The 22,863-nt window shown below is 60.5% G+C and carries 35 protein-coding genes; 34 read left to right on the forward strand and 1 reads right to left on the reverse strand.

Annotated features, from left to right (window positions below):
- Positions 1 to 296: 296 nt before the first annotated feature.
- The 32 genes from rpsL (at position 297) to ACOOFN_RS12470 (ending at position 20,250) form a co-directional block, all read left to right on the forward strand.
- A complete protein-coding gene (gene rpsL / locus ACOOFN_RS12315) occupies positions 297 to 668 on the forward strand; it encodes a 30S ribosomal protein S12 (protein WP_144254309.1) in 372 nt (123 codons plus the stop codon).
- 12 nt (positions 669 to 680) lie between these two features.
- Positions 681 to 1,151 (forward strand): 30S ribosomal protein S7, encoded by a 471-nt coding sequence (gene rpsG, locus ACOOFN_RS12320; protein WP_420431906.1) that lies wholly within the window; start codon positions 681 to 683, stop codon positions 1,149 to 1,151.
- Positions 1,152 to 1,187: 36 nt separating this feature from the next.
- Positions 1,188 to 3,263: an elongation factor G gene (gene fusA, locus ACOOFN_RS12325; protein ID WP_420431908.1), complete on the forward strand. Its 2,076-nt coding sequence runs from the start codon at positions 1,188 to 1,190 to the stop codon at positions 3,261 to 3,263.
- 42 nt (positions 3,264 to 3,305) lie between these two features.
- On the forward strand, positions 3,306 to 4,481 hold the full coding sequence (gene tuf, locus ACOOFN_RS12330; protein ID WP_420431885.1) for an elongation factor Tu: 1,176 nt from the start codon (positions 3,306 to 3,308) through the stop codon (positions 4,479 to 4,481).
- Positions 4,482 to 4,791: 310 nt separating this feature from the next.
- On the forward strand, positions 4,792 to 5,106 hold the full coding sequence (gene rpsJ, locus ACOOFN_RS12335) for a 30S ribosomal protein S10 (RefSeq protein WP_109260630.1): 315 nt from the start codon (positions 4,792 to 4,794) through the stop codon (positions 5,104 to 5,106).
- 3 nt (positions 5,107 to 5,109) lie between these two features.
- Entirely contained in the window at positions 5,110 to 5,916 is an 807-nt protein-coding gene (rplC, locus tag ACOOFN_RS12340; protein WP_420431910.1) for a 50S ribosomal protein L3, read from the forward strand.
- Positions 5,913 to 6,551, forward strand: coding sequence for a 50S ribosomal protein L4 (gene rplD / locus ACOOFN_RS12345; RefSeq protein WP_420431912.1), 639 nt, complete (start codon positions 5,913 to 5,915; stop codon positions 6,549 to 6,551). The genes rplC and rplD overlap by 4 nt, the downstream gene beginning before the upstream one ends.
- Entirely contained in the window at positions 6,551 to 6,856 is a 306-nt protein-coding gene (locus tag ACOOFN_RS12350) for a 50S ribosomal protein L23 (RefSeq protein WP_420431914.1), read from the forward strand. Before rplD ends, ACOOFN_RS12350 begins: the two co-directional genes overlap by 1 nt.
- A gap of 4 nt (positions 6,857 to 6,860) precedes the next feature.
- Positions 6,861 to 7,700 carry a 50S ribosomal protein L2 gene (gene rplB / locus ACOOFN_RS12355; protein ID WP_420431916.1) on the forward strand — a complete coding sequence of 280 codons (840 nt, stop codon included), beginning with the start codon at positions 6,861 to 6,863 and terminating at the stop codon, positions 7,698 to 7,700.
- Positions 7,701 to 7,715: 15 nt separating this feature from the next.
- On the forward strand, positions 7,716 to 7,994 hold the full coding sequence (gene rpsS / locus ACOOFN_RS12360) for a 30S ribosomal protein S19 (protein ID WP_420431918.1): 279 nt from the start codon (positions 7,716 to 7,718) through the stop codon (positions 7,992 to 7,994).
- A gap of 2 nt (positions 7,995 to 7,996) precedes the next feature.
- Positions 7,997 to 8,398, forward strand: coding sequence for a 50S ribosomal protein L22 (gene rplV / locus ACOOFN_RS12365; protein WP_420431920.1), 402 nt, complete (start codon positions 7,997 to 7,999; stop codon positions 8,396 to 8,398).
- A complete protein-coding gene (gene rpsC, locus ACOOFN_RS12370; protein WP_420431922.1) occupies positions 8,398 to 9,108 on the forward strand; it encodes a 30S ribosomal protein S3 in 711 nt (236 codons plus the stop codon). The genes rplV and rpsC overlap by 1 nt, the downstream gene beginning before the upstream one ends.
- Before the next feature lie 27 nt (positions 9,109 to 9,135).
- Complete coding sequence (gene rplP, locus ACOOFN_RS12375; RefSeq protein WP_420431924.1) at positions 9,136 to 9,549, forward strand: 50S ribosomal protein L16; 414 nt, start codon at positions 9,136 to 9,138, stop codon at positions 9,547 to 9,549.
- Between the two features lie 11 nt (positions 9,550 to 9,560).
- Positions 9,561 to 9,767 (forward strand): 50S ribosomal protein L29, encoded by a 207-nt coding sequence (gene rpmC, locus ACOOFN_RS12380; protein WP_420431926.1) that lies wholly within the window; start codon positions 9,561 to 9,563, stop codon positions 9,765 to 9,767.
- Between the two features lie 3 nt (positions 9,768 to 9,770).
- The gene (gene rpsQ / locus ACOOFN_RS12385; protein WP_420431928.1) at positions 9,771 to 10,013 is read left to right on the forward strand and encodes a 30S ribosomal protein S17; all 243 of its coding nucleotides are present in this window, start codon (positions 9,771 to 9,773) and stop codon (positions 10,011 to 10,013) included.
- 27 nt (positions 10,014 to 10,040) lie between these two features.
- Entirely contained in the window at positions 10,041 to 10,409 is a 369-nt protein-coding gene (gene rplN, locus ACOOFN_RS12390) for a 50S ribosomal protein L14 (protein ID WP_330197869.1), read from the forward strand.
- A gap of 2 nt (positions 10,410 to 10,411) precedes the next feature.
- Complete coding sequence (rplX, locus tag ACOOFN_RS12395) at positions 10,412 to 10,726, forward strand: 50S ribosomal protein L24 (RefSeq protein ID WP_420431930.1); 315 nt, start codon at positions 10,412 to 10,414, stop codon at positions 10,724 to 10,726.
- A complete protein-coding gene (gene rplE, locus ACOOFN_RS12400; protein ID WP_420431932.1) occupies positions 10,719 to 11,279 on the forward strand; it encodes a 50S ribosomal protein L5 in 561 nt (186 codons plus the stop codon). The genes rplX and rplE overlap by 8 nt, the downstream gene beginning before the upstream one ends.
- Before the next feature lie 49 nt (positions 11,280 to 11,328).
- Positions 11,329 to 11,634, forward strand: a complete 306-nt coding sequence (gene rpsN, locus ACOOFN_RS12405) for a 30S ribosomal protein S14 (RefSeq protein ID WP_420431934.1) — start codon at positions 11,329 to 11,331, stop codon at positions 11,632 to 11,634.
- 17 nt (positions 11,635 to 11,651) lie between these two features.
- Positions 11,652 to 12,050, forward strand: coding sequence for a 30S ribosomal protein S8 (gene rpsH / locus ACOOFN_RS12410; protein WP_420431936.1), 399 nt, complete (start codon positions 11,652 to 11,654; stop codon positions 12,048 to 12,050).
- 12 nt (positions 12,051 to 12,062) lie between these two features.
- On the forward strand, positions 12,063 to 12,596 hold the full coding sequence (gene rplF / locus ACOOFN_RS12415) for a 50S ribosomal protein L6 (protein ID WP_420431938.1): 534 nt from the start codon (positions 12,063 to 12,065) through the stop codon (positions 12,594 to 12,596).
- A gap of 8 nt (positions 12,597 to 12,604) precedes the next feature.
- Positions 12,605 to 12,961, forward strand: coding sequence for a 50S ribosomal protein L18 (gene rplR / locus ACOOFN_RS12420; RefSeq protein WP_420435069.1), 357 nt, complete (start codon positions 12,605 to 12,607; stop codon positions 12,959 to 12,961).
- 11 nt (positions 12,962 to 12,972) lie between these two features.
- The gene (rpsE, locus tag ACOOFN_RS12425; protein ID WP_420431940.1) at positions 12,973 to 13,557 is read left to right on the forward strand and encodes a 30S ribosomal protein S5; all 585 of its coding nucleotides are present in this window, start codon (positions 12,973 to 12,975) and stop codon (positions 13,555 to 13,557) included.
- Positions 13,558 to 13,560: 3 nt separating this feature from the next.
- Complete coding sequence (gene rpmD / locus ACOOFN_RS12430; protein WP_420431942.1) at positions 13,561 to 13,749, forward strand: 50S ribosomal protein L30; 189 nt, start codon at positions 13,561 to 13,563, stop codon at positions 13,747 to 13,749.
- A gap of 34 nt (positions 13,750 to 13,783) precedes the next feature.
- Positions 13,784 to 14,275, forward strand: a complete 492-nt coding sequence (gene rplO, locus ACOOFN_RS12435; protein WP_420431944.1) for a 50S ribosomal protein L15 — start codon at positions 13,784 to 13,786, stop codon at positions 14,273 to 14,275.
- Positions 14,276 to 14,300: 25 nt separating this feature from the next.
- Positions 14,301 to 15,653, forward strand: a complete 1,353-nt coding sequence (gene secY / locus ACOOFN_RS12440) for a preprotein translocase subunit SecY (RefSeq protein WP_420431946.1) — start codon at positions 14,301 to 14,303, stop codon at positions 15,651 to 15,653.
- Positions 15,650 to 16,213, forward strand: a complete 564-nt coding sequence (locus ACOOFN_RS12445) for an adenylate kinase (protein WP_420431948.1) — start codon at positions 15,650 to 15,652, stop codon at positions 16,211 to 16,213. Before secY ends, ACOOFN_RS12445 begins: the two co-directional genes overlap by 4 nt.
- A gap of 148 nt (positions 16,214 to 16,361) precedes the next feature.
- Complete coding sequence (gene rpsM, locus ACOOFN_RS12450) at positions 16,362 to 16,730, forward strand: 30S ribosomal protein S13 (RefSeq protein WP_420431950.1); 369 nt, start codon at positions 16,362 to 16,364, stop codon at positions 16,728 to 16,730.
- Positions 16,731 to 16,743: 13 nt separating this feature from the next.
- The gene (rpsK, locus tag ACOOFN_RS12455; protein ID WP_420431952.1) at positions 16,744 to 17,133 is read left to right on the forward strand and encodes a 30S ribosomal protein S11; all 390 of its coding nucleotides are present in this window, start codon (positions 16,744 to 16,746) and stop codon (positions 17,131 to 17,133) included.
- Between the two features lie 88 nt (positions 17,134 to 17,221).
- Positions 17,222 to 18,241, forward strand: a complete 1,020-nt coding sequence (locus ACOOFN_RS12460) for a DNA-directed RNA polymerase subunit alpha (RefSeq protein ID WP_420431954.1) — start codon at positions 17,222 to 17,224, stop codon at positions 18,239 to 18,241.
- 50 nt (positions 18,242 to 18,291) lie between these two features.
- Positions 18,292 to 18,714 (forward strand): 50S ribosomal protein L17, encoded by a 423-nt coding sequence (rplQ, locus tag ACOOFN_RS12465; RefSeq protein WP_420431956.1) that lies wholly within the window; start codon positions 18,292 to 18,294, stop codon positions 18,712 to 18,714.
- 96 nt (positions 18,715 to 18,810) lie between these two features.
- On the forward strand, positions 18,811 to 20,250 hold the full coding sequence (locus tag ACOOFN_RS12470) for a Do family serine endopeptidase (RefSeq protein ID WP_420431958.1): 1,440 nt from the start codon (positions 18,811 to 18,813) through the stop codon (positions 20,248 to 20,250).
- 8 nt (positions 20,251 to 20,258) lie between these two features.
- Here the strand turns inward: ACOOFN_RS12470 and ACOOFN_RS12475 are convergent, their stop codons facing one another.
- Entirely contained in the window at positions 20,259 to 20,654 is a 396-nt protein-coding gene (locus ACOOFN_RS12475) for a VOC family protein (protein WP_420431960.1), read from the reverse strand.
- A 36-nt stretch (positions 20,655 to 20,690) separates the two neighbouring features.
- On the opposite strand from ACOOFN_RS12475, the gene ACOOFN_RS12480 reads away from it, so the two are divergent.
- On the forward strand, positions 20,691 to 22,004 hold the full coding sequence (locus ACOOFN_RS12480; protein WP_420431962.1) for a replication-associated recombination protein A: 1,314 nt from the start codon (positions 20,691 to 20,693) through the stop codon (positions 22,002 to 22,004).
- Positions 22,001 to 22,828: a PIG-L deacetylase family protein gene (locus ACOOFN_RS12485; RefSeq protein WP_420431964.1), complete on the forward strand. Its 828-nt coding sequence runs from the start codon at positions 22,001 to 22,003 to the stop codon at positions 22,826 to 22,828. Before ACOOFN_RS12480 ends, ACOOFN_RS12485 begins: the two co-directional genes overlap by 4 nt.
- The last annotated feature ends 35 nt before the right edge of the window (positions 22,829 to 22,863 follow it).

Below are 22,863 nucleotides of genomic sequence, written 5' to 3' on the forward strand. Positions count from 1 at the left end.
CCGTCGAAGACAGGCGTGAAATCAAGGGGCTGCCGGTTCATCCGGCGGCCCTTTTTTTGACCAGATGCCGGGCCCGCAAAAATCCGTATCAGGCGCTTGACCTTTGGAAATCACGCGCATAGGTTCCGCGCCTGTTTTTCGGGGGCGAGCCGTAGGCGTAGCAAGCCTATACGTCGTCCGAAAATACGGAATTAGATCAATGGATCGGCGGGCGAAGCGATGTTGCTTGGCGCCGTCGGCTTTTATGCGTTCAACCCGGCATCGGTACGAGCGCGCAGACAACGGACAGAGGCGGTATGCCGACGATTAACCAGCTTATCCGCAAGCCGCGGAAAGACAAACCGAAACGCAACAAGGTGCCGGCCCTTCAGGCCTGCCCGCAGCGCCGCGGTGTTTGCACGCGCGTTTACACGACCACGCCGAAGAAGCCGAACTCGGCTTTGCGGAAGGTGGCCAAGGTGCGCCTGACGAATGGCTACGAAGTGGTGAGCTACATCCCGGGTGAAGGCCATAACCTGCAGGAACACTCCGTGGTCCTGATTCGGGGTGGTCGGGTGAAGGACCTTCCGGGTGTCCGTTACCACATCCTGCGCGGTGTTCTGGATACCCAGGGCGTCAAGGATCGCCGCCAACGCCGTTCGAAGTACGGCGCGAAGCGGCCGAAGTAGGAGAGACCAGAGATGTCACGTCGTCACCGCGCAGAAAAACGCGAAATCCTTCCCGACGCCAAGTTCGGCGACAAGGATCTGACCAAATTCATGAATTACCTGATGCTCGACGGCAAGAAGTCTGCCGCCGAGTCGATCGTCTACGGTGCGCTGGAGCTGGTCGAGCAAAAGCTGAAACGTCAGCCGGTCTCGGTCTTCCACGAAGCGCTCGAAAACGTCTCTCCCGACGTCGAGGTCCGCTCTCGGCGCGTGGGTGGTGCGACCTATCAGGTGCCGGTCGAAGTCCGTGCCGAGCGCAAGAAGGCTCTGGCTATCCGCTGGCTGGTTGCCGCAGCCCGCGCACGCAATGAAAACACGATGCGCGAGCGCCTGGCCGGCGAGTTGATGGACGCGTCGTCGAATCGCGGTACCGCCATCAAGAAGCGCGAAGACACGCACCGCATGGCGGAAGCCAACCGCGCATTCTCCCATTACCGCTGGTAATTCACCCCTTAGCCGACCTCCCCAAGGACGACAGTCATGCCCCGCACCCACAAGATCGAAGATTATCGTAACTTCGGTATCATGGCGCACATCGACGCCGGTAAAACGACGACGACCGAGCGCATCCTGTATTACACAGGAAAGAGCCACAAGATCGGCGAAGTCCATGACGGCGCTGCCACCATGGACTGGATGGAGCAGGAGCAGGAGCGTGGCATCACGATCACCTCCGCTGCGACGACTGCGTTCTGGAAAGACAAGCGTCTGAATATCATCGACACGCCCGGGCACGTGGATTTCACCATTGAGGTGGAGCGTTCCCTGCGCGTGCTGGACGGTGCCGTTGCCTTGCTGGACGCCAATGCCGGCGTCGAACCGCAGACCGAGACGGTGTGGCGGCAAGCAGAAAAATACCGTGTGCCGCGGATGTTCTTCGTCAACAAGATGGACAAGATCGGTGCTGATTTCTATCGCTCCGTCGAGATGATGGTGGAGCGCCTCGGCTGCACGCCGCTCGTGATCCAGCTGCCGATCGGTGCCGAGAACGACTTCAAGGGCGTTGTCGACCTGATCAACATGAAGGCGATCGTCTGGGACGATGAGAGCCTCGGCGCAACCTTCACCGAGGAAGAGATTCCCGCGGACCTGGCTGACAGGGCTGTCGAATACCGCGAGAAAATGATCGAGACGGCCGTCGAGCTCGACGAGGCCGCGCTGGAAGCCTATCTCGAAGGCGAAGAGCCGTCGGTTGAAACGCTGAAGGCGTTGATCCGCAAGGGTACCGTCAATCTCGACTTCCACCCCGTGTTGTGTGGTACGGCGTTCAAGAACAAGGGGGTCCAGCCGCTGCTTGATGCGGTCGTCGACTTCCTGCCGAGCCCGGTCGAAGTTCCGGCCATTAAGGGTATCGACGCGAAGACCGAGAAAGAGATCGTTCGCAAATCGTCCGATGATGAGCCGGTTTCGATGCTGGCCTTCAAGATCATGAACGACCCGTTTGTCGGCACGCTGACCTTCTGCCGGATCTATTCCGGCAAACTGGAAACCGGTATTTCGCTGCTGAATACGGTGAAAGAGAAAAAAGAACGCATCGGGCGCATGCTGCAGATGCACTCGAACTCGCGCGAAGACATCAAGGAAGCCTTTGCCGGCGACATCGTCGCAATCGCGGGTCTGAAAGACACCACGACGGGTGACACGCTGTGTGATCCGCTCAAGCCGGTGATCCTGGAGCGCATGGAATTTCCGGATCCGGTGATCGAGATTGCGGTCGAGCCAAAATCCAAGGCTGACCAGGAGAAGCTCGGTATCGGCCTGCAGAAGCTGGCCGCGGAAGATCCGTCCTTCCGCGTTTCGACCGACGAGGAGTCGGGTCAGACGCGTATGGCTGGTATGGGCGAATTGCACCTGGACATCCTGGTCGACCGCCTGAAGCGCGAGTTCAAGGTCGAAGCGAATATCGGTCAGCCGCAGGTGGCTTATCGCGAGACGCTCGGCCAGGCTGCCGAAATCACCTATACGCACAAGAAGCAGTCGGGTGGCTCGGGCCAGTTTGCTGAAGTCAAGATCCTTTTCGAACCGCGTGAGCCCGGTGAAGGCTTCGAGTTCGAATCGAAAGTCGTCGGCGGTAATGTCCCGCGGGAATACATTCCGGGCGTAGAAAAGGGCATTCGCTCGGTGATGGAAGGCGGTCTGCTCGCAGGTTTCCCGGTTATCGATTTCAAGGCCACGCTGCTCGACGGCAAATACCACGACGTCGACTCGAGCGTGCTGGCGTTCGAAATCGCGGCGCGTGCAGCGTTCCGCGAAATCAAGGGCCCCGCCAAGATGAAATTGCTGGAACCGATGATGAAGGTCGAGGTGGTGACGCCCGATGAATATACCGGTTCGGTGATTGGTGACCTCAACTCCCGGCGTGGCCAGATCCGCGACCAGGAAATGCGGGGCAACGCCACGGTTGTGAACGCGATGGTGCCGCTGGCCAACATGTTCGGCTACATCAATGCGCTGCGCTCCTCTACCCAGGGCCGTGCACAGTTCACAATGCAGTTCGACCACTATGAGCCCGTGCCGCAGGCCGTGGCTGACGAAGTCATCGCGAAGATCGCTTAAGCGGTTCTCGCAAGGAATTAACACCAAGCTTGGAGCAGAGAGATGGCCAAGGAGAAGTTTGAGCGGACGAAGCCGCACGCGAACATTGGCACGATTGGTCACGTTGACCACGGCAAGACGACGTTGACGGCTGCGATCACGAAGCAGTTTGGCGAGTTCAAGGCGTATGACGAGATTGACGGTGCGCCGGAAGAGAAGGCGCGCGGGATCACGATCTCGACGGCTCACGTGGAGTATGAGACGGAGAACCGTCACTATGCGCACGTCGACTGCCCTGGGCACGCTGACTATGTGAAGAACATGATCACGGGTGCTGCGCAGATGGACGGCGCGATCCTGGTTGTGAACGCGGCCGATGGGCCGATGCCGCAGACGCGCGAGCACATCCTGCTGGCGCGCCAGGTTGGCGTTCCGGCGCTGGTGGTGTTTCTCAACAAGGTCGACCAGGTCGACGATGAGGAGCTTCTCGAGCTGGTGGAGATGGAAGTTCGCGAGCTTCTGTCGTCCTATGATTTCCCGGGCGACGACATTCCGATCATTTCCGGTTCGGCGCTGGCCGCTCTTGAGGGCCGTGACCCGGAGATCGGCGAGCAGAAGATCGCCGAGCTGATGGCGGCTGTGGACGAGTACATCCCGACGCCGGAGCGTCCGGTGGACCAGGACTTCCTGATGCCGATCGAGGACGTGTTCTCGATCTCGGGCCGGGGTACGGTTGTGACCGGCCGGATCGAGCGCGGTGTCGTGAAGGTTGGCGAAGAGATCGAGATCGTGGGTATCCGCGACACGGTGAAGACGACGTGCACGGGCGTCGAGATGTTCCGCAAGCTGCTCGACCAGGGCCAGGCGGGCGACAATGTCGGTGTCCTGCTGCGTGGTATCGACCGTGAAGGCGTTGAGCGTGGCCAGGTTCTGGCCAAGCCGGGCTCGATTACGCCGCATGCGAAGTTCGAAGCGGAAGCCTATATCCTGACCAAGGAAGAGGGTGGCCGTCACACGCCGTTCTTCACGAACTACCGTCCGCAATTCTACTTCCGGACGACGGACGTGACCGGTGTGGTGACCCTGAAAGAGGGCACCGAGATGGTGATGCCGGGCGACAATGCGGAACTGAACGTGGAGCTGATCACGCCGATCGCCATGGACCAGGGCCTGCGGTTTGCTATCCGCGAAGGCGGACGCACCGTCGGTGCCGGCGTTGTCTCTAAAATTATCGAGTAATCGCAGAGGCTTGATTCTTTGCGACGTGTTTAAAGGCCGCTCCTCGGAGCGGCCTTTTTTCATGCGGGCACCGGTTTGCCGGACCGTGTTGCAGAAACTGTCATCAAATGCGGGTTTTCTGATCTGAAAAGCGCTTACAGGTGTTGACGACAGCGACTCATACCGGTAGACGACGCCCCTCGTGAATGAACTGGCGGTGCCGATTGGCAGACGCAGTTCCATGAAGCGAAAAAAATGGTTTCAAGCGCGCCGATTGGTGGCCGGAAGAGCTCACCTATCTGTGCGCCTTTAATTGTGTGGACGAACTACGATGGCACAGCAAAACATACGCATTCGCCTCAAAGCGTTCGATCACCGCGTGCTGGATACGTCCGCACGCGAGATCGTTTCGACGGCGAAGCGCACGGGCGCCAATGTGCGCGGGCCTATTCCGCTGCCGACCCGGATGGAGCGTTTCACGGTTCTTCGTGGTCCGCACATTGACAAGAAGTCGCGCGAGCAGTTCGAGATCCGGACTCACAAGCGCCTGCTCGACATTGTCGACCCCACCCCGCAGACGGTTGATGCGCTTATGAAGCTCGACCTGTCGGCCGGTGTGGACGTCGAGATCAAGCTGGGAGCCTAAGTCATGCGCACGGGGCTGATTGCCAAGAAGGTCGGGATGACCCGCGTGTTTGCCGAAGACGGCGCGCACATCCCGGTGACCGTTCTTCAACTCGACAACTGCCAGGTCGTGGCGCAACGCACCAGCGAGCGTGACGGCTATGTCGCCCTTCAGCTGGGTGCTGGCAAGGCGAAAGCAAAGCGCACGTCGAAGGCGATGCGCGGCCACTTCGCCAAGGCGCAGGTCGAGCCGAAGAAGCGTGTCGTAGAATTCCGCGTTTCCGAAGACAATCTGATCGAGCCGGGTTCCGAGCTCACGGCCGAACACTTTGTGCCGGGTCAGAAGGTCGACGTTGCGGGCAAGAGTATCGGTAAGGGATTTGCCGGCGCCATGAAGCGCTGGAATTTCGGCGGCCTCCGTGCAACGCACGGCGTGTCGATCTCGCACCGCTCGCATGGCTCGACCGGCCAGTGCCAGGACCCGGGCAAGGTGTTCAAGGGCAAGAAGATGGCCGGCCATTATGGTGATGCGCGGATTACGCTGCAGAACCTCGAAGTGGTCCGCGTCGATGCCGAGGACGGTTTTATCCTGGTTCGCGGCTCTGTTCCTGGCGCTGCCGGCTCGTGGGTCGAGATTCGCGATGCCGTTAAGGGTGCAGGCGATGCCGAGCTGCCGCTGCCGGGTGCTGTCCGCAAAGTTGAAGACGCCGAGCCGGATAATGTGGCGCCGGCGTCCCCGGAAGCTGACATGACGGCCGAGGGCGGTCTGCCGAATGGCGAGGCGCCCGAAGCCGAAGGCGCAGCCAAGGCTGATGAGGAGTCCAAATCATGAAGGTCGAGGTAAAGACCCTCGCCGCGAAGGATGCGGGCGCGCTGGATCTGGACGATGCCGTCTTCGGCATCGGCGACGTCCGTGCGGATCTCTTGCAGCGCGTGGTGAAGTGGCAGCTGGCGCGTCGCCAGGCCGGCACGCACAAGGCGCTTGAGCGCAATGAAGTTTCCCGCACCGGCAAGAAATACGGCAAGCAGAAGGGTTCCGGCGGCGCACGTCACGGTAACCGCCGCGCGCCAATTTTTGTCGGCGGTGGCAAGGCGCACGGTCCGCGGGTTCGCAGCCACGCCCATGATCTTCCGAAGAAGGTTCGGTCGCTGGCGCTGAAGCACGCTCTGTCGTCGAAGGCTGGTTCGGAATCGCTGATCGTTGTTGACGAGGCCGTGCTGAAAGACGCCAAGACCAAGTCTGTCAAGGATGCCTTCGCCAAGCTCAATCTGAGCAATGCGCTGATCATCGATGGCGAGGCCGTGAACGAGAATTTCGCCAAGGCCGCTCGCAACATTCCGCACATTGATGTGCTGCCGGCGCAAGGGCTCAATGTTTATGACGTGCTTCGCCATGATCAGCTGGTGCTGACCAAGGCTGCCGTTGAAATAATTCATGAGCGTTTCGCTGCGAAGGAGACGGCATAATGGCCAAGGTCAAAGCTGAATCCCGCCACTATGATGCGATCCTGGGTCCGGTCATCACCGAAAAGGCCACGCTGCTGTCGGAAGACGGCAAGGTGGTGTTCCGCGTGCCGCTGACCGCGACAAAGACGGAAATCGCAGAAGCGGTGGAAACGCTGTTCCAGGTAAAGGTGACGGCCGTCAATACGCTGCGCCTGAAGGGCAAGACGAAGCGCTTTCGCGGCCAGATCGGCCAGCGCTCGGACATGAAAAAAGCGATCGTGACACTCGCCGAGGGTGATGCGATCGACGTGACCACGGGGCTGTAGGACCATGGCGCTCAAGAAATATAATCCCACCTCGCCAGGCCGCCGTGGCCTGGTGCTGGTCGATCGGGAAGGCCTTCACAAGGGTCGTCCGGAGAAAAGCCTTGTTGAAGGCAAGACCAAGAAGGGTGGCCGCAACAATACCGGTCGGATTACGGCTCGCCGCCAGGGTGGCGGTGCCAAGACGCTGTACCGCAAGGTCGACTTCAAGCGTACGAAGAAAGACGTCGATGCGACGGTGCTTCGCCTTGAATACGATCCGAACCGGACCGCATTCATCGCGTTGATCGAATACACGGACGGCGAGAAAGCCTATATTCTCGCGCCGCAGCGTTTGTCGGAAGGCGACACTGTCGTGTCCGGTTCGGCCGGCGTTGACGTGAAGCCGGGCAATTGCATGCCGCTGAAGACCATGCCGGTCGGTACCATCGTCCACAATGTGGAGATGAAGCCGGGCAAGGGGGGGCAGATCGCGCGATCGGCGGGGGCGTATGCCCAGCTGGTTGGCCGCGACGGCGGTTACGCTCAGGTTCGTCTGAATTCTGGTGAACTTCGTGCCATTCCCGAGCTGTGCGTTGCCACGGTCGGGGCGGTATCGAACCCGGATCACATGAACCAGAATCTCGGCAAGGCCGGTCGCAAGCGCTACATGGGCAAGCGTCCGGCAGTTCGTGGCGTTGCCATGAACCCGATCGATCACCCGCACGGTGGCGGCGAAGGCCGTACGTCCGGCGGCCGTCACCCGGTGACGCCTTGGGGTCAGCCCACTAAGGGCCGCAAGACCCGCAAGAACAAGGCCACCGACAAGTTCATCCTCCGCTCGCGCCATCAGCGCAAGTCACGCTAAGGGAGCGCGTTAGCCATGCCGCGTTCAGTCTGGAAAGGTCCGTTCGTAGACGGATACCTCCTCAAGAAGGCCGAAGCGTCTCACGCCGAAGGCCGCAAGAAGCCGATCAAGACTTGGTCGCGCCGCTCGACGATCATGCCGCAGTTCGTGGGCCTGACTTTTCAGGTGCACAACGGCAACAAGTTCGTTCCGGTGCTCGTGACCGAGGACATGGTTGGGCACAAGCTCGGTGAATTTGCGCCGTCGCGGACCTATCACGGTCATGCTGCGGACAAGAAGGCGAGGAGGGGCTAACCATGACCCAGACGCGCCAAAGAGATGAATCTGGCAAAAACCTGCCGCGCGTGGCCGATAACGAGGCGCGCGCAAAACAGACGATGATCCGGATCAGCCCGCAAAAGCTGAACCTGGTTGCGCAGTCCATTCGCGGCAAGAAGGTCGAATCGGCCCGTGCCACGCTGGAGTTCTCGCGCAAGCGGATCTCGAAAGACGTTTTGAAGGTTCTCGACAGCGCAATCGCGAATGCCGAGAACAATCACGGCCTCGACATCGACAGCCTTGTCGTGTCGGAAGCCTTCGTTGGCAAGAACCTGGTGATGAAGCGGTTTCGCGCACGTGCCCGTGGCCGTGCCGCGAAAGTGCTGAAGCCGTTTTCCGAGCTGACCATTGTCGTTCGTGAAGTTGAGGAGGCCGCCTGATGGGTCAGAAGGTCAATCCGATCGGGCTGCGGCTCGGCATCAATCGCACCTGGGAATCGCGCTGGTACGCGAATACCGGTGAGTATGCCGACCTCCTGCACGAGGATCTGAAAATCCGTGAGATGCTGCGCAAGCGCCTCAAGAATGCCAGTGTATCGCGTATCGTGATCGAACGTCCGCACAAGAAGTGCACAGTGACGGTCTACACGGCACGTCCGGGCGTGGTGATCGGCAAAAAGGGCGCCGATATCGAAGTCCTGCGTCGCGAGTTGCAGAAAATCGTCAATGGCGAGGTTTTCCTCAACCTGGTCGAAGTCCGCAAGCCGGAGATCGACGCCAATCTGGTTGCCGAATCGATTGCACAACAGCTCGAGCGCCGCGTGGCTTTCCGCCGCGCCATGAAGCGCTCGCTGCAAACCGCAATGCGGATGGGTGCCAAGGGCTGCAAGGTGATCTGCGGCGGTCGTCTCGGCGGCGCCGAGATCGCACGTGTCGAGCAGTATCAGGAAGGCTCGGTGCCGCTGCACACGCTGCGCGCCGATATCGATTACGGAACCGCGGAAGCCTCCACGGCGATGGGCATCATCGGCATCAAGGTCTGGATCTACAAAGGTGAGATCCTGGATCACGATCCGATGGCGCAGGAACGTCGTCTTCAGGAGTCCGGTGAGCAACGCGCCCGTCAGGGTAGCGGCAACCGCGCGGCATAACGGTCAGGGACGACGGAGCGAAAAACAATGCTTCAACCAAAACGCACCAAGTTCCGGAAGGCGCACAAGGGTCGCATCAAAGGTGCGGCCAAGGGCGGCTTCACGCTGAATTTCGGCTCTTACGGCCTCAAGGCCATGGAGCCCGAGCGCGTCACCGCACGCCAGATCGAAGCTACTCGCCGGGCGATCACACGCCACATGAAGCGGGCTGGCCGGGTCTGGATCCGGATTTTCCCGGATGTGCCGGTGTCGAAGAAACCGACGGAAGTTCGGATGGGTAAGGGTAAGGGTTCGCCCGAATTCTGGGCCGCCAAGGTCAAGCCCGGCCGGATCATGTTCGAGATTGACGGTGTGCCCGAGAGCGTCGCGCGCGAAGCGCTGTCTCTGGGCGCGGCCAAACTGCCGGTGAAGACGAAAATCGTCGCCCGGATCGGTGAATAGGAGTGAGTGTCATGGACGCTGTTGATGTGCGCGCGATGAGCGACGATCAGCTGAAGGACGAGCTCCTCAAGCTGAAAAAAGAACAATTCAACCTGCGTTTCCAGCAGGCCTCGGGTCAGTTGCAGAACACGGCCCGTGTCCGGACGGTGCGCCGCACGATTGCGCGCATCCAAACGGTCCAGGCCGAACGGGTCGAGCAGGCCGGACAAGGGAGCTAGACGATGCCAAAACGCGTATTGCAAGGCGTCGTGGTGAGCGACAAGGGCGAAAAGACCGTTGTGGTCAAGGTTGAGCGGACGTTTCTTCATCCGCTCCTCCGCAAAACGGTTCGCCGTTCCAAGCGCTATCACGCGCACGATGAGGGCAATGTCCTCAAAGTGGGTGACCAGACCTTCATTCAGGAATGTGCACCCAAGTCGAAGACCAAACGGTGGGAGGTCGTGACCGCTGACGCGCAAGCGTAGCGGCCAGCCTTTTGAAGGAGGATCGATATGATCCAGATGCAATCCAATCTGGACGTCGCCGATAATTCCGGTGCCCGCCGTGTGCAGTGCATCAAGGTTCTCGGTGGTGCCAAGCGGCGTTACGCGCATGTGGGCGACATCATCGTCGTGTCCGTGAAGGAAGCGATTCCGCGCGGTCGCGTGAAAAAAGGTGAAGTACGGCGGGCCGTGGTGGTCCGCGTCGCCAAGGACATCAAGCGCAAGGACGGGTCGGTTATCCGGTTCGACTCCAATGCGGCTGTCCTGGTGAATAACAATCAAGAGCCGATCGGCACCCGTATCTTCGGGCCGGTTCCGCGCGAGCTCCGCGCCAAGAACCACATGAAGATCGTGTCGCTGGCTCCGGAGGTGCTGTAGTCATGGCTGCGAAGATTAAAAAGGGTGACAAGGTCGTCGTCCTGTCCGGCCGCGACAAGGGCAAGACCGGCGAAGTCGTCAAGTCGATGCCGTCGGAAAGCCGCGTCATCGTCCAGGGCGTCAATGTCGTGAAGCGCCATCAGCGTCCGACTCAGACGTCAGCTGGCGGCATCGAAACCAAGGAAGCACCGATTCACGTTTCCAACGTGGCGCTTGCCGACCCGAAATCGGGCGAGCCCACGCGCGTGGGCTTCAAGATGGAAGGCGACCGCAAGGTTCGCGTGGCCAAGAAATCCGGTGAGGTCATCGATGGCTGATGTGAAAGAATACGAACCGCGTCTGCGGTCGAAGTATCGCAACGAGATCCGCGATCGCCTGAAGGAAAAGTTCGGTTACGCGAACCCGATGGAGATCCCGAAGCTCGAGAAGGTCGTGATCAATATGGGCGTGGGCGAAGCTGCCCAGGACTCGAAAAAGATCAACGGTGCCTACGAAGATCTGATGCGGATCGCCGGTCAGAAGCCGGTGATGACGAAGTCGCGCAATTCGATTGCCGGCTTCAAGCTTCGCGACGGCCAGAATGTTGGCGTGAAGGTCACGCTGCGTCAGGACCGTATGTACGAATTTCTCGACCGCCTGATCACGATCGCGTTGCCGCGCGTTCGCGACTTCCGTGGTCTGAACGGCAAGAGCTTTGATGGTCGTGGCAACTACGCCATGGGCCTCAAGGAACACATCGTGTTTCCCGAGATCGACTACGACAAGGTCGAGAAGATCCGGGGAATGGACATTGTGGTCTGCACGACCGCGAAAACCAATGAAGAAGCGAAAGCCCTGTTGGCAGAGTTCGATTTCCCGTTTTCGAACTGACGCAGCAGGAGGGCGGAACCGAGGTGGTTCCGCACGCAGGAGGAAGTAAATGGCGAAGACAAGTGCTGTCGAACGCAATCGCAAGCGCCAGAAACTGGCGGAGCGTTATGCTGCCAAGCGGGCAGAGCTGAAAGCGGTTGCTCGCGACAAGTCGAAGCCGGTTGAGGAGCGTTTTGCTGCTCAGCTGAAGCTGGCAGAACTGCCGCGTAATTCTGCACCGAACCGGATTCGCAACCGGTGCGAGATTACGGGTCGTCCGCGCGGTTTCTACCGCAAGCTGAAAATGTCGCGGATTGCGTTGCGCGAATTGGCCTCGAACGGGTTCATCCCGGGCATGGTCAAGTCGAGCTGGTGATCGGGAGAGATTGAAGAATGTCTATGAATGATCCTCTCGGTGATATGCTGACCCGGATCCGGAATGCGCTGATGCGTAACCGGGGTTCTGTCACGACGCCGGCCTCCAACCTGCGCAAGCGGGTCCTGGACGTGCTGCAGGATGAAGGTTTCATCCGCGGCTATTCCGAAGTCGAGCATGCTGATGGCAAGCGCGAGTTCGAAATCGAACTGAAGTATTACGAGGGTGAGCCTGTCATCGCCGAGATCCGCCGCGTCTCGACGCCAGGTCGCCGCGTTTATTCGAAAGTCAAGGATCTGCCGCTGATCTCGAACGGTCTTGGCATCGCGATCGTCTCTACCCCGATGGGTGTGATGTCCGATGCTGCTGCGCGAGAACAGAATGTCGGCGGCGAAATCCTCTGTCAGGTCAGCTAGGGAGCACGATTCATGTCACGTATCGGAAAACTCCCTGTCGCCATCGCCTCAGGTGTGGATGTGCGCATAGAAGGCCGCACGATCACGCTGAAGGGCTCGAAGGGCGAGTTGGGTCTGACGGTGGTCGAGGATGTCAGCCTGTCGCAGGGTGACGAAGGCATCGAGATCAAGCCGTCGAATGACAGCAAGCGCGCACGTGCCATGTGGGGCATGACGCGTGCGTTGATCGCCAACATGATGACCGGTGTATCAGAGGGCTTCAGCAAGACGCTGGAACTTGAAGGTGTCGGTTATCGGGCGCAGATGCAGGGGTCCAACCTCAAGCTTTCGCTCGGTTTGAGCCACGATGTGGTCTACGAACCGCCGCAGGGCATCCAGATCCAGGCGCCGAAACCGACGGAAATCGTCGTCACGGGCGCTGACAAGCAACAAGTTGGCCAGGTTGCCGCGGAAATCCGCCGGTACCGTCAGCCGGAGCCCTACAAGGGCAAGGGCATTCGGTATCAGGGCGAATACATCCGCCGCAAGGAAGGCAAGAAGAAGTAGGCGCGACGATCATGAAAAGCTCACGCGAAAAAATGCAGCGCCGGGCGCAACGCACCCGGAGCAAGCTTCGGAAACTGGCCAATGGCCGGCCGCGCTTGTCCGTGTTCCGCTCGTCGAAGCACATCTATGCGCAGCTGATCGACGACAAGCAGGGCGTCACCATCGCCTCGGCTTCCACTGCCGAGAAGGATTCCAAGGAGTCCGGCGCGAATGTGGATGCGGCTGCGAGTGTCGGCAAGCGCTTGGCGGAACGCGCCAGCAAGGCCGGGGTCAAGGACGTCATCTTCGACCGCGGCGGTTACATCTTTCACGGTCGCATCAAGGCTCTTGCCGATGCGGCGCGTGAAGGTGGTCTGAACTTTTAGAGGAGCGGCTGATGGCTCGTAATGAAGACAATCGCGGCCGCGGACGGCGCCGGGACCGGGATGATGACCAGCAAGACGAGATCGTCGACAAGCTGGTTCACATCAACCGTGTAGCCAAGACGGTGAAGGGCGGTCGGAACTTCCAGTTCGCCGCGCTCGTCGTTGCAGGCGACCAGAAGGGCCGCGTCGGTTTCGGACAGGGCAAGGCGCGTGAAGTGCCGGAAGCCATCCGCAAGGCGACCGAAGAAGCCAAAAAGAACCTGGTTCGCGTACCGTTGCGTGAAGGCCGGACCTTGCATCATGATTCCCCGGGCCGTCACGGCGCCGGCAAAGTGGTTCTGCGGGCAGCGCCTCCGGGTACCGGCGTCATCGCCGGCGGTCCGATGCGCGCGGTATTGGAAACGCTGGGTGTACAGGATGTCGTGGCCAAGTCCACAGGCACTTCGAACCCTTACAACATGATCCGGGCCACTTTCGATGCGCTGAAGCATCAGAAAAGCCCGCGGTCGATTGCGGCCAAGCGCGGTCTGAAGGTGGGCGATCTCGTCAACCGCCGGAATGACGGTGCATCGGCTCCGGAAGCGCTGGAGGGCTAGATCGTGGCTGCCAAGAAAACGCTCAAAGTCCGTCAGACCGGCAGTGCGATCCGCCGGCCGAAGGACCAACACCAGACGCTCGTCGGTCTTGGCCTGAACAAGGTCGGTCGTGAACGGGTGCTGGAAGATACGCCGGCGATCCGCGGAATGATCCGCAAAGTGTCGCACATGGTGGAAATCGTCGAGGACTAGGCGTTCGGCCCAGTCCATCGAAGGAGAGTTAGACATGCGTCTCAATGAATTGCGCGATAAGTCAGGTGCGACCAAGACCCGCACCCGCGTCGGGCGCGGGATCGGATCCGGCAAGGGCAAGACCGGTGGCCGTGGCGTCAAAGGCCAGAAGTCGCGCTCGGGCGTGGCGATCAAGGGCTTTGAAGGTGGCCAGATGCCGCTTCACATGCGCTTGCCGAAGCGCGGCTTCAACAAGCCGAACCGCCTGGCGTTCGCTGAAGTGAATATTGGCCGGCTGGAAACGGCCATCAAGGCCAAGAAAGTCGACGCCAAGAAGCCGATCGATGCCGACGTGCTGGTCGCTGCGGGCGTGATCCGCCGTGCAAAAGACGGCGTGCGTCTCCTTGCGAAAGGCGAGCTGAAGTCCAAAGTAGAGATCACGGTCGCCGGCGCGACCAAAGCCGCGATCGAAGCCGTCGAAAAGGCGGGCGGGAAAGTCACGGTTGTTGCGCCGAAGTCTGCGAAATCTGATACCGCCGCGGAATAATCCGCGCATCCCGTAAGGACGGACCATGGCTTCTGCTGCTGAACAGCTCGCATCTAACATCAACTTCGCGTCCTTCGCGAAGGCTAAAGAGCTGCAGCAACGGATCCTGTTTACCCTGGCCGTCCTCGTGGCTTATCGGCTGGGCACCTACATTCCGGTTCCGGGAATCGATCCGCAGCAATACCAGGCTGTATTCGACAGCCAGGCGAGCGGCGTCATTGGTGTGTTCAACATCTTCTCCGGCGGCGCCGTTGAGCGGATGGCGATTTTCGCGCTGAACGTGATGCCGTATATTTCTGCCTCGATCATCATGCAGCTGATGGCTGCAACCGTGCCTTCGCTTGAGAAGCTCAAGAAGGAAGGCGGCGAGCAGGGCCGCAAGCAGATCAATCAGTATTCGCGTTACCTGACTGTGCTCCTAGCGACGGTGCAGGGCGGCGCAATCGCCGTATCCATGATGCAGCCAAGCGTCGACGGGAATACGGTCGCGCTGAATCCGGGCCTGTTTTTCCTGGTGACCACTACGCTCACTTTCGTCGGCGGCACGATGCTGCTGATGTGGATGGGTGAGCAGATCACGTCGCGCGGCGTGGGTAATGGTATCTCGCTCATCATCTTCACAGGTATCGTGGCCGTGATCCCGAGCTTGATCTACAGCCTCTTCGAGCAAGCCCGCCAGGGGCAGATCACGGGCGGTGCGCTGCTGGGCATTGTCGCCCTGATGCTGGCGACCTTTGTCTTCGTTGTATTCATCGAGCGCTCACAGCGCCGATTGCTGGTCCAGTACCCGAAGCGGCAACAGGGCCAACGCATGGTGGGCGGAGACACTTCCTTCCTGCCGCTGAAGCTGAACACGGCAGGCGTGATCCCGGCGATCTTCGCGACTTCGCTGCTGCTGTTGCCAACCACCGTCGCCAACATGTGGGCGACGACCGGTCCGGAATGGCTGCAGACGATTGCGGCGCTGCTGGGCCGTGGCCAACCGCTTTTCATCGCCTTCTATGGCGCAATGGTGATCTTCTTTGCCTTCTTCTACACGTCGATCGTGTTCAATCCGGAAGAAGTATCGGAAAACCTGCGCAAGTATGGCGGCTTCTTGCCAGGCATCCGGCCGGGCAAGCGCACAGCGGAATATCTCGATTATGTCCTCACCCGCCTGACGGTGATCGGCGCGCTCTATCTGGCGATCGTCTGCCTGATCCCGGAGATTCTGACGGGTGGAGCGGCTGGAGCCGTGACGTTCGCGCTCGGCGGAACGTCGATCCTTATCATCGTGTCCGTGGCCATGGATACGGTGACGCAAATCCAGTCCCACCTGCTGGCGCACCAGTATGAGGGCCTGATCAAGAAACAACGCCTGCGGGGCCGGAACCGATGAACATCGTTCTGTTCGGACCGCCGAACGCCGGCAAGGGCACACAGGCCAAGCTGCTCGTGGAAACACGCGGCTGGGTTCAGCTGTCGACCGGTGACATGTTACGCGCAGCGATTGCTGCCGGCTCCGAATTGGGCCAGCGCGTCAAGGCGATCATGGATTCTGGCGAGCTGGTCTCGGACGAAGTCGTGATCGAACTGATCGAGGAGCGTCTGCCAGAAGCTGAAGCTGCTGGCGGTGCGATCTTCGACGGTTTTCCGCGGACCGTTGCGCAGGCCAAGGCGCTGGATGAACTGCTCGCTGGGCGCGGGTCGCAGATCGACAAGGTGATCCGGCTTGCGGTGGATCGCGAGGAACTGACCAAGCGCGTCGAAAAACGCGCCGCCGAGCAAGGGCGCGCGGACGACACGGTCGAAGTGTTCAATACACGCTTCGACGTTTACGAGAATCAGACCGCGCCATTGATCCCGTACTATGCGGGGCAGGGCAAGGTTGTCGAAGTCGATGGCATGGGTTCGATCGAAGCGGTCTCCGCTTCCATCGCGGCGGCCCTCGACGGCTAGTGAAATGCCGCAAACTGCCCGGTTGACGGGGGGTATGCGGACAATATAGATAGCGCCCTTCGCGAAAAGGGCGGCGTTTTCTTGTCCGGCGCTTGCCGGCAAGGGTTCACCGTCCGCGTTTGGCGCGAATTGAGGTAAGGAGAGCATTGTGGCCCGTATCGCCGGCGTCAACATTCCGACGAACAAGCGCGTAGAAATCGCGCTTCGCTACATTCACGGGATCGGTCCCGCGAAGGCGAAAGAGATTTGCGAGAAAGTCGGCATTGCCTCTGAACGGCGTGTCAACGAACTCTCGGACGCGGAAGTCATCCAGATCCGCGAAACGATCGACCGTGACTACATGGTGGAAGGTGATCTCCGCCGTGATGTCGCCGTCAATATCAAGCGACTGATGGATCTGGGTAATTATCGCGGCCTGCGTCACCGCCGCGGCCTCCCGGTTCGCGGTCAGCGGACCCATACGAATGCCCGGACCCGCAAAGGCCCGGCAAAGCCGATTGCCGGCAAGAAGAAGTAAGGCGAGCTAGACAATGGCAAAAGCTCCTGAACGCGTGAAACGTCGCGAACGCAAGAACATCACCTCCGGTGTTGCGCATGTGAACGCGTCTTTCAACAACACGCAAATCACCATCACCGACGCGCAAGGCAACACGATCTCCTGGTCGACGGCGGGCGCGAACGGCTTCAAGGGATCGCGCAAGTCGACCCCTTACGCGGCGCAGATTGCCGGCGAGGAAGCTGCCAAGAAGGCGATGGAACATGGCATGAAAACGCTGGAAGTGAATGTTTCCGGTCCGGGTTCGGGCCGTGAATCCGCACTTCGCGCGCTGCAGGCGGCCGGTCTGACGATCACGTCCATTCGTGATGTTACACCGATCCCGCACAATGGTTGCCGGCCGCCGAAACGCCGCCGGGTCTGATTTCTCCCAGTCTGGGGGCTATCAGAACATAATTTATGGCGCGCCGCCGGCCTTGCCGGTCGGGCGCGTGAGGAAAGGGGTTTAACCCGTGATCGAGAAGAACTGGCAAGAACTCATTCGTCCGATGAAGCCGGAAGTAAAGCCGGGTCATGATCCGGAACGCAGCGCGGTGATCGTTGCCGAGCCGCTCGAACGTGGTTTCGGCATGACGCTCGGTAATGCGCTGCGGCGCGTGCTGCTGTCCTCTCTCCAGGGCGCGGCCATCACGTCGGTTCAGATTGACGGTGTTGTGCACGAATTTTCTTCGATCCCGGGCGTCCGCGAGGACGTGACCGACATCGTGCTGAACCTGAAGGGCGTGGCGCTGCGCGTCCACTCCGAAGGTGAAAAGCGTGTGGTGCTGAAGAAGTCGGGCCCGGGCGAAGTGACTGCCGCCGACATCGAGGAAACCGCGGACGTGGAAGTGGTCAACAAGGACCACGTCATCTGTACGCTCGACGAGGGTGCGGAAATCCGCTTCACGCTGACGGTCGACAGTGGCAAGGGCTACGTCCCGGCCGAGCGCAACCGTCCCGAAGATGCGCCGATCGGCCTCATCGCCATCGACTCGCTCTACAGCCCGGTAAAGCGCGTGGCCTACCGCGTGGAGAATACCCGCGAAGGCCAGGTGCTGGACTATGACAAGCTGATCCTGGACATCGAGACCGATGGCACGGTGACACCGGAAGATTCAGTCGCGTTCGCCGCGCGTATTCTTCAGGACCAATTCCAGATCTTCATCAATTTCGAGGAAGCCGTCGAAGCACGCCCGGCCGAGGACGATCGTCCGGAGCTGGATTTCAATCCGGCGCTCCTGAAGAAGGTCGACGAGCTGGAATTGTCGGTTCGCTCGGCGAACTGCCTGAAGAACGACAATATCGTCTATATCGGCGACCTGATTCAGAAGTCCGAAGCGGAAATGCTGCGGACCCCGAATTTCGGCCGCAAATCGCTCAACGAGATCAAGGAAGTTCTCGCCCAGATGGGTCTGCACCTGGGTATGGAAGCGCCGAACTGGCCGCCGGAGAACATCGAAGATCTTGCCAAGAAATACGAGGAAAACGTCTGATCAGGGCCGCTGTGAAGCCCCTCTGATCCGGCACTTTTGGAGATTACGCCATGCGCCACGGCATCGCACACCGCAAGCTCGGTCGCACCACTTCGCACCGGAAAGCCATGTTTGCCAACATGGCGGCATCGCTCATCGAGCATGAGCAGATCGTCACGACGCTGCCGAAGGCGAAAGAGCTGAAGCCTTTGATGGACAAGCTGATCACGCTGGCCAAGCGGGGCGATCTGCATGCCCGCCGCCAGGCGATCTCGAAAGTCCGCAATGTCGAGCAGGTCGGCAAGCTGTTCGAGACCCTCGGACCGCGCTATTCCGAGCGTAATGGCGGTTACACCCGCGTGCTCAAGGCCGGTTTCCGCCACGGCGACAACGCGCCGCTGGCCGTCCTCGAACTGGTCGACCGGGATCCGGAGGCGCGCGGCGCTGCTGATCGCGCGCGGGTCGCCGAGACGGAAGACTTTGCTGAAGAGTAATCTTCAATTCATTGCGAATTCAGAACAAGGCGGCTTCTTTCACGGAGGCCGCCTTTTTCCTATCTACAATCCAGTGATCTTTCCGCGGAGGATGAAATGACCCGTATCGCACTTTCCGTTCTGACTGTAGCCGCGCTTCTGACCTCGGCCTGTCAGGCCCAGGACGAGACCGCCGCCGCTGAATTGCAGGACCGTCCCGCCGAGACCGAGACGCTTGCCGATCACAGTTTCCGGGAAGTGCCCGAGAGCCGGGCCGAAATGCAGCTGTCCTTTGCACCGGTCGTTCGGGACACTGCCCCCGCCGTCGTCAACATCTACACGACACGGACCGTGCAACGGAACATGGACCCGTTTTTCGAGCGCTTTTTCGGTCGGCAGGGGCCGCGCCAGCAAGGATCGCTGGGCTCAGGCGTGATCGTGGATTCCACAGGCGTGATCGTCACCAACAACCACGTGGTTTCGGGCGCCGAACAATTGCGTGTCGTACTCAATGACCGCCGCGAGTTCGAAGCCGACGTATTGCTGGCGGACGAGCGCACAGATCTGGCCGTCTTGCGTATCGAGACTGATACGCCGCTTCCGGCGCTGGCGCTGGCCCAACCCGGAACCGCGGAAGTCGGTGATCTGGTACTGGCGATCGGCAATCCGTTTGGTGTTGGTCAGACGGTTACGTCGGGTATCGTTTCGGCGTTGGCGCGGACTGAGGTCGGGGTTTCCGATTTTGCCTTTTTCATCCAGACCGATGCGGCGATCAATCCGGGCAATTCGGGCGGCGCACTGATCAATATGGATGGCGCGCTGATTGGCGTGAACTCGGCGATCTATTCGCGGTCGGGCGGATCCAACGGAATCGGTTTCGCGATCCCCGTCGAGATGGTCCGCCGCGTGGTCGACGCTGCGCTCACTGAAGGCGAATTGGTCCAGCCGTGGCTGGGTGCACGGCTTCAGACCGTGACCGGGGACATTGCGGCGTCTCTTGGACTGGATCGTCCGCGCGGCGCGCTTGTGGCTGATATTTATCCGGGTGCGGCGGCTGACCGGGCGGGCCTAGAAGATGGAGACATCATCCTCGCCATTGACGGTGTTGAAGTGAATGACGAGCCGGGTGCGCGTTTCCGCTACGCCATCAATGCCGTTGGCAGCGAATCGCGTTTCGAGGTGCTGCGTAACGGCAACGCGCAGACGATTCCCGTGCCGGTTGCCGAAGCGCCGGGTTCGACGGAACCGCTGCGCCAAATGATTGAGGGCCGTAATCCGCTGGCAGGTGTCGAACTGGTCGAGCTGTCGCCGGCTTTCAACGAAGCGGTCGGATTCGATCCCTTTGCGCGCGGCGTAGTCGTGCTCAATGTGCAGCGCGGATCGGCGGCTGATTATTTCGGTTTTCGCCCAGGCGACAGGGTTCTCGAATTGCTCGGCGCGCGCGTCGAGGAAATCGATGATGTGGAGAGCCTGCTTGCAGGGCAGGACGAGCTTAAGTCCTGGCCGATCGCCATCGAGCGTCGCGGCCGCGTTCTGGAGCGTACCCTGGAGCTCTAGGACTGGTGCTATTCATTGAGCGTCACGATGCTCCAGACATGGCCAAACGGGTCACGGAGCTTGCCATGGCGGCCGTAAAATTCGTCGGTGACGGGCCGGATTTCGGTCGCTCCCGCCTTGATCGCTCGGTCGAACCAGGCATTGGCGTCGTCGACCGTCAGATTGATGGTGAAGGTCGTGCGGTCGCCGAGTGTTGGAGGCGCGACGTTGCCGGTCATGTTCTCCATTTCGGGGAACTCATCGGCCAGCATCAGGACGTGCTCGTTGATGCGTAGCGTGGCGTGTCCGATTTTGCCCTCGAAATCGTAGCGTTCGAGTTCTTCGGCGGCGAATGCCGTCTTGTAGAAGTCGATGGCAGCAGCGCCATCGCGCACGCTCAAATACGGTGCGACCGCTTTCTTCATAGTGCGTCCCTTTCTGTTCCGGCATAGATTACACCGATGAGTTCATTATTCGAAGCCGCGGGCCTGGAGAACGAAGCGCCACGCCCGCTGGCGGACCGGTTGCGCCCGCGCACGCTCGACGAAGTGGTCGGGCAAGACCATCTCCTGCGGGGGGAGGGGCCGATTGCGCGGATGCGGGCGCAGAAACGGTTTGCCTCCATCATTTTATGGGGCCCGCCCGGCGTTGGAAAAACCACGATTGCGCGCCTGTTGGCGAAGGAGTCCGGTCTCGAATTCGAACCGCTTTCGGCCGTTTTCTCGGGTGTCGCCGATTTGAAAAAAGCGTTCGAACGCGCGCGGGCACGGCGCGAGGCGGGACGCGGCACTTTGCTCTTCGTCGACGAAATCCACCGCTTCAACCGGGCCCAGCAGGACGGCTTCCTGCCCGTGGTCGAGGAAGGCGTGATCACTTTGGTTGGTGCGACGACAGAAAATCCGAGCTTCGAGCTCAATGCGGCGCTTCTGTCCCGTGCACAGGTCTTGGTGCTGAAACGCCTGGATGCGGACAGTCTTGAATTGTTGGTCGGGCGCGCCGAGACCGAGCTGGGGCGGGATCTACCGGTGACGCCAGCGGCGCGAAAAGCCCTGCTCGATCTGGCGAACGGCGACGGCCGCTATCTCTTGAACCTTGTCGAGGAATTGTTCGCGCTTGACCGGGACGCACCACTCGCGCCGGAAGACCTGTCGACCTATCTGCAGCGCCGTGCACCGGTCTATGACCGCGACCGCGACGAGCATTACAATCTCATTTCGGCCCTTCACAAATCGGTCCGCGGGTCGGATCCCGATGCGGCGCTCTACTGGTTGGCGCGCATGCTGGAGGGCGGTGAGGATCCGCTCTTCCTGTCTCGGCGCATTGTGCGCATGGCAAACGAGGACATCGGGCTTGCCGATCCGACCGCGATCCATGCCGCGCTGGCGGCGAAGGAGACCTATGATTTCCTTGGATCGCCGGAAGGCGAGCTGGCGCTGGCGCAAGCCGTCGTGCATCTCGCCAGCGCTCCGAAATCCAATGCCGTTTATTCCGCCTACAAGGCCGCGAGGAGGGCCGCGAAGGAAACCGGCTCCCTGCCGCCGCCCAAGCACATCCTCAACGCTCCCACGCGTCTGATGAAGGATGAGGGCTATGGTGCGGGCTATGAATACGATCACAGTGCCGAAGACGGCATATCGGGACAGGACTATTTCCCCGACGAGATGAAGGATCGGCCCGTGTTCTACGAGCCAACCGACCGTGGCCGGGAGGCGGCGATCAGTGAGCGGTTGGCGAAATGGCGGGCGCTGAGAGAGAGGCGGCAGCACAAATCATGATCAGATCGCTCATCTTTTCGGCCATCATCCTCGCCATCATCCTGCTTGTTGGCACTCAAGCCGCCCTATGGTTTGGGCGCTCGCTGTTTGCCGAACCCGGCGTCGAGACGGCCGACAGTGTGACAGAGGCGCTCGATGCCCAACGCATCGTGCTCGTTTTCGCCCATCCTGACGACGAGATCACCGCGACCGAGCTGATCAGCCGCGCGGTGGAGGAGGGGGCGTTCGTTGCCACGATCACCGCGACGCGCGGCGAGGCGGGCACTCAATATCCGGTCATTGTTGCGCAGGAGCATCTCGGTCTCGTGCGCGAGGGCGAACTGCGCCAGCACGGATTCGCGCTCGGCCTGGACGAGCAGGTCGTGCTGGGATTGCCTGATGGCGGCGTGCCGGAAGCGATCAGCGATTCTGCGCTGGCCGTTCGCGTGCTTGAAGAGCTGGAGCGGCTCGAACCTGAGGCCGTAGTGAGTTTTCATCCACCGAGTGGCGTGTCGTTGCATCCCGATCACATGGCGATGGGTCGGGCGGCGCTGGCGGCAACGCAGCAATATGCCAGCCGCCGGGGCGACGCTGTGACGCTGGCCTACACGCTGAATTCCAGGCCGGGCTCGCGGCGATTTGGGGGGGAGCGATATGCGCGCGTGGCAGACCTCCAGCCGGAACCGGACTTTGCGTTGGATGTCGACGGTGCGCTTAAGACCCGCGCCTGGCGCATTCATGGCTCGCAGGCGAATTATTTGCGGGAGACGACCGGTGTGCCAGCCTGGCTTCTTTATAATCTGTGGACCCAGGAATACTACGCGGTCCGGAAAATTGAACCGTAATTTTTCGTTTTGAATTGCGCAGTTAGAAGATTAAA

Source organism: Hyphobacterium sp. (assembly GCF_965217055.1).
Taxonomy (GTDB): Bacteria; Pseudomonadota; Alphaproteobacteria; order Caulobacterales; family Maricaulaceae; genus Hyphobacterium.